Consider the following 4371-nt stretch of genomic DNA (forward strand, 5'->3'; position numbering starts at 1 on the left):
GCAGCACGGGCACCGGGCCGCAGCACGGGCACCGGGCCGCAGCACGGGCACCGGGCCGCAGGCCCTGGTGCCCTTCCCCCGCTCCGCCCGGCAGGGCTTACGCCGCGTCCCGCAGCACCTGTTCCCGCAGTCGGGCGCAGCTGCGGCTGATCAGGCGGGAGACGTGCATCTGGGAGATGCCCAGTTCCTCGGCGATCCGGCTCTGCGTCATGTCGTCGAAGAACCGCATGTAGAGGATGGCGCGCTCGCGTTCCGGCAGCGCCGCGAGGCGGGGCTTGACGGCCTCGCGGTCCACGACCGTGTCCAGCGCGGCGTCGGGCGAGCCCAGCGAGTCGCCGAGGGAGTAGCCGTCCGCGCCGCCCGTCAGCTCCGCGTCGAGCGAGAGCGCGGTGAAGCTCTCCAGCGCCTCCTGTCCGGTCCGTACGTCGTCCTCGCTCAGCTGCGCGTGCGCGGCGATCTCGGCGACGGTGGGCCTGCGGCCGGGGATGGTCCGGGCCAGGTCCTGGTCGGCGGCGCGCACCCGGTTGCGCAGGTCCTGCACCCGGCGCGGCACGTGCAGCGTCCACATGTGGTCGCGGAAGTGCCGTTTGATCTCGCCGGTGACGGTGGGCACGGCGTAGCTCTCGAAGGCGTAGCCGCGCCCGGGGTCGTAGCGGTCGACCGCCTTGACCAGGCCGAGCGCGGCGATCTGGCGCAGGTCGTCCAGGTTCTCGCCGCGGTTGCGGAAGCGGCCGGCCAGCCGGTCGGCCATCGGCAGCCAGGCCTCCACGAGTTCCGCGCGCAGGGCGTCCCGCCGGGGTCCCGGGGGCAGCCGCACCAGCCGGCGGAAGGCCTCGGCGGTGTCGGGTGCGTCGTCGTGCGGGTGGCGCCCCGCACTCGTTCGCATGTCCATGGTGGGTCGCAACTCCCTCGGAGTGCTCTGGGTGGACGAGGGTCACCGAGGGAGCGCGGACGCGGTTCCGGAGGGCCGCGTCGCGTGTGGCGGCCTGTCGCGCGCCGCTCCCGCGGACGTGCCTCCGGTCCGAAGCACTGCGTGTGCGCCTGCCCATCCGGGCCGGAGGCAAACACACTTCTTCCGGCTTCTTCCGGCTGTGTCGGCTCCGCCTGCACGGGTACGCGGTGGCCACCCCCGACCGATGTGGAGGGAGACATGCAGCGAGGCAGCGACCGGCTGAGTGTCCACCGTGACGACGAGATGAAGCACGAACTGCAGGGCCTGCTCAGGTCCGGCCACCCCACGCGCACCGAGGAGTGGCACGACCCGGAGCCGGCCGCCGAGGACGACCCGCAGGTGTGGGGCGGTCCGGTGGCGCCGGGCGACTCGCGGGCGTCCCTGGAGACCGTGCGCCTGGAGCTGGCCCGGAACCTGAGCCGTACCGCGTTCCCCTCGGGCCCGGCCGAACTGGCCCGCGCCCTGCGGCGCAAGAACGCGCCCGACGCGCTCATCGAGGCACTGGAGCGGCTGCCGCGCAAGGCGCAGTACGCCAACGTCCAGGAACTGGCGAAGGAACTGACCCACACTGAGCGGCCCCCTCGGGAGGGCCGCGCGTAATCCCCATGCGTGCAAGGCGGAGAGGCAGGTGGCGCCCGACGTGAGGGCTGAACTCGTCAGGGACGTCATGACACCGGGCGTGGTCGCGGTACGGCCGGACGCCTCGCTGGTCGAGGCGGCCCGGCTGATGCGCGCCCAGGACATCGGCGGTGTCGTCGTGGCCGACGGGCAGGAGGTCGTCGGCGTGCTCACCGACCGGGACATCGCGGTGCGGGCGGTGGCCGAGGGCCTGGACCCGCAGACGGTGAGCGCGCGGGCCGTGTGCACGCCCGACCCGCTGGTCGTCGGCCCTCAGGACCCGCTGCGGGCGGCCGTCACGCTGATGCGCGAGCACTCCGTGCGCCGGCTGCCGGTCGTGGAGGACGGCATGCCGGTCGGCATGGTGAGCCTGAGCGACCTCGCCGACGCCTGGGACGCGAAGGCGGCGCCGTGAGACGCCGCCGCGGCACGGCTGCGCCGGGCGGGACGCCCGCCCGGCGAGCGCACCGCCGCACGGGCCGACGAACGGACCGCCGGGGAACCCAGCCGTTCCCCGGCGGCGACGAAAGGATTCTGAACGATCATGCGCATCGCATTTCTGACCGCGCCCGAGGGCGTCGAGCAGGTGGAGCTGACCGAGCCCCGCAAGGCGGCCGAGGACGCCGGGCACGAGACCGTGCTGGTGTCCACGCAGTCCGGGGAGATCCAGGGGTTCGACCACCTGGACAAGGCGGACACGTTTCCCGTCGACGCGGTCGTCGGGGACGTCTCGGCCGACTCCTTCGACGGGCTCGTCCTGCCGGGCGGGGTGGCCAACCCCGACTTCCTGCGCACCGACGAGAAGGCCGTCGCGTTCGTGAAGGCCTTCTTCGAGCAGGGGCGTCCGGTGGCCGCGATCTGCCACGCGCCGTGGACGCTGGTCGAGGCCGACGTCGTACGCGACCGTACGCTCACCTCGTGGCCGAGCCTGCGCACCGACATCCGCAACGCGGGCGGCACCTGGGTGGACGAGCAGGTGAAGGTCTGCGACAACGGCCCCAACAAGCTGGTCACCAGCCGCAAGCCCGACGACCTGAAGGCGTTCTGCGAGACGTTCCTCGACGTCTTCGCCCAGAGGGGCAAGGGCTGACGAGCGACGACAACGGCTGACCGGCTACGGGTCGTACGCCCACAGGCCGTACGCCACGGGTCGTACGCACACGGGTCGTACGCGGTCGTACGCGAAGGTGCCCGTCGGCGCGCCGCAGGAAGCGCGCCGGCGGGCACGGCCGTGCGCCCACGGCCACCGCCCCGGGCGGCCCCCTTCAGCTCTGGGGCGCCGCGGTCTCCCCGCAGCCCCCGCGCTCCCTGGCGCCCTCGCGGGTGCGGCCCGCGGCGACCGGCCGGCGCGGATTGCGGCGCAGGTACTCGCCCTCCAGCTGCGCCATCCGCTCGTTGTGGGCCCGCAGCGCGTCGTTCGAGCCGTACAGCAGCGTGTCGTGGCGCGTGCGGTGGATGGTCTCCAGCTCCTTCATCAGCTGCTGGTCGTCCAGCCGGCCCGGGTCGACTCCGGTCATGGTGTTGCCCCGCTCGTCGTGTTCGTTCATGCGGTCCGGGTACCCGCCCGGCGTGCACTACCACCGAACGGCATCCGGGAGGGAGCCATGGATCTCGCCTTTCTGAATCCACTGTACGAACACCCGGGCCCCTGGGCCTCCGTGTACGTCGACACCTCCCGGCACACGGAGGACACCGCCCACGAACTGCACCTGACCGCCGAGGCGATGGCCCGCGAGCTGGCGCGGCAGGGCGCGGACGAGGACACCTGCCGGGCCGTGGCGAGCGCGATCGACGACATGCGCCACTCGCCCGACCCGCACGGGCGGGCCCTGTTCGCGCAGGGCGGCCGGGTGGTCCTCGACCCGCGGCTGGCCCGGCCCCCGCTGGGCGACAGCTGGGCGGAGTGGGCGCCGCTGCCCCGGGTGGGACCGCTGCTGGATCTGGCGGGCGAGGATCCGGTCGCGATCGTGGCGTACGTCGACCGCAAGGGCGCGGACTTCGAGCTGCGCAGCGCGCTGGGCCGGGAGCAGGCCGGCAAGGTGGTCGGCCGGCAGTGGCCCATCCACCGCACCAGCAGCGTCGACTGGTCCGAGCGGCACTTCCAGCTGAAGGTGGAGAACACCTGGGAGCACAACGCCGCGGAGATCGCCGACGCGCTCAGCGTCTGCCAGGAGGAGACCGGCGCGGACCTGCTGATCATGGTCGGTGACGACCGGGAGCGCAGCGAGGTGCGCGAGCGCCTGCCCAAGCGGCTGCACGACCAGGTGGTCGAGGCCGTGCACGGCACCGGCAGCCGGCTGCTGGACGAGGACGTGGAGCGCCTGCGGTCCGAGCACGTACGCCGCCGGATCGACGACGAGCTGGACCGTTTCCGGGCGGCCCGCAACCCCGACGACGAGGGGCGCTCCGGGGCCGTGGAGGGGGTGCCCGCGCTGGTGGAGGCGGCCCGCGAGCACCGGCTGGAGGAGCTGCTGATCAGCCCGGACGGGGCGGACGCCCGCCGCGAGGTGTGGATCGGCGAGGACCCTGACCAGGTGGCGGTGCGGCGGACGGAGCTGAAGATCCTCGGCGAACAGCACTCCTGGCCGGCGCGCGCCGACGACGCCCTGATCCGTTCCGCGGTCACCACGGACGCGGCGGCGCTGTCGCTGGCCCCGGCCGGCGAGTCGGCGGGCGAGGACGCCCCGGTCGGCGGCCTGGGCGCGATCCTGCGCTGGAAGTGAGACACCGGCGGGGCGTGCCGCCACGGACATGTGTGGACATGTGTGGCGGGGCGCCCCCCCCCCCCCGGGGGGGGGGGG

At 74.0% G+C, this 4371-nt stretch carries 6 protein-coding genes; 4 read left to right on the top strand and 2 right to left on the bottom strand.

Annotated features, from left to right (window positions below):
* Window positions 1-97: 97 nt before the first annotated feature.
* Window positions 98-892 carry an RNA polymerase sigma factor SigF gene (locus K7787_RS31175; protein ID WP_019985174.1) on the bottom strand — a complete coding sequence of 265 codons (795 nt, stop codon included), beginning with the start codon at window positions 890-892 and terminating at the stop codon, window positions 98-100.
* 258 nt (window positions 893-1150) lie between these two features.
* Between K7787_RS31175 and K7787_RS31180 the strand changes: the two genes are divergently transcribed.
* From K7787_RS31180 to K7787_RS31190, 3 genes are all read left to right on the top strand, one after another.
* Window positions 1151-1552 carry a DUF2795 domain-containing protein gene (locus K7787_RS31180; protein ID WP_223003690.1) on the top strand — a complete coding sequence of 134 codons (402 nt, stop codon included), beginning with the start codon at window positions 1151-1153 and terminating at the stop codon, window positions 1550-1552.
* A 40-nt stretch (window positions 1553-1592) separates the two neighbouring features.
* Window positions 1593-1985, top strand: a complete 393-nt coding sequence (locus K7787_RS31185) for a CBS domain-containing protein (RefSeq protein WP_231573905.1) — start codon at window positions 1593-1595, stop codon at window positions 1983-1985.
* 129 nt (window positions 1986-2114) lie between these two features.
* Window positions 2115-2660, top strand: coding sequence for a type 1 glutamine amidotransferase domain-containing protein (locus K7787_RS31190; RefSeq protein WP_223003691.1), 546 nt, complete (start codon window positions 2115-2117; stop codon window positions 2658-2660).
* A 175-nt stretch (window positions 2661-2835) separates the two neighbouring features.
* Here K7787_RS31190 and K7787_RS31195 read toward each other — a convergent pair whose 3' ends face one another.
* On the bottom strand, window positions 2836-3117 hold the full coding sequence (locus K7787_RS31195; RefSeq protein ID WP_019985171.1) for a DUF6158 family protein: 282 nt from the start codon (window positions 3115-3117) through the stop codon (window positions 2836-2838).
* A gap of 57 nt (window positions 3118-3174) precedes the next feature.
* Here K7787_RS31195 and K7787_RS31200 point away from each other — a divergent pair, with 57 nt between their 5' ends.
* On the top strand, window positions 3175-4293 hold the full coding sequence (locus tag K7787_RS31200; RefSeq protein WP_223003692.1) for a baeRF2 domain-containing protein: 1119 nt from the start codon (window positions 3175-3177) through the stop codon (window positions 4291-4293).
* The last annotated feature ends 78 nt before the right edge of the window (window positions 4294-4371 follow it).

The sequence above is a fragment of the Streptomyces sennicomposti genome (assembly GCF_019890635.1).
In the GTDB taxonomy this organism is placed as follows: Bacteria; Actinomycetota; Actinomycetes; order Streptomycetales; family Streptomycetaceae; genus Streptomyces; species Streptomyces sennicomposti.

Excerpts from the sequence above, each read along its gene's own strand:
- K7787_RS31175 (WP_019985174.1), bottom strand. The coding sequence starts at position 892 with ATGGACATGCGAACGAGTGCGGGGCGCCACCCGCACGACGACGCACCC.
- K7787_RS31180 (WP_223003690.1), top strand. The coding sequence starts at position 1,151 with ATGCAGCGAGGCAGCGACCGGCTGAGTGTCCACCGTGACGACGAGATG.
- K7787_RS31190 (WP_223003691.1), top strand. The coding sequence starts at position 2,115 with ATGCGCATCGCATTTCTGACCGCGCCCGAGGGCGTCGAGCAGGTGGAG.
- K7787_RS31195 (WP_019985171.1), bottom strand. The coding sequence starts at position 3,117 with ATGAACGAACACGACGAGCGGGGCAACACCATGACCGGAGTCGACCCG.
- K7787_RS31200 (WP_223003692.1), top strand. The coding sequence starts at position 3,175 with ATGGATCTCGCCTTTCTGAATCCACTGTACGAACACCCGGGCCCCTGG.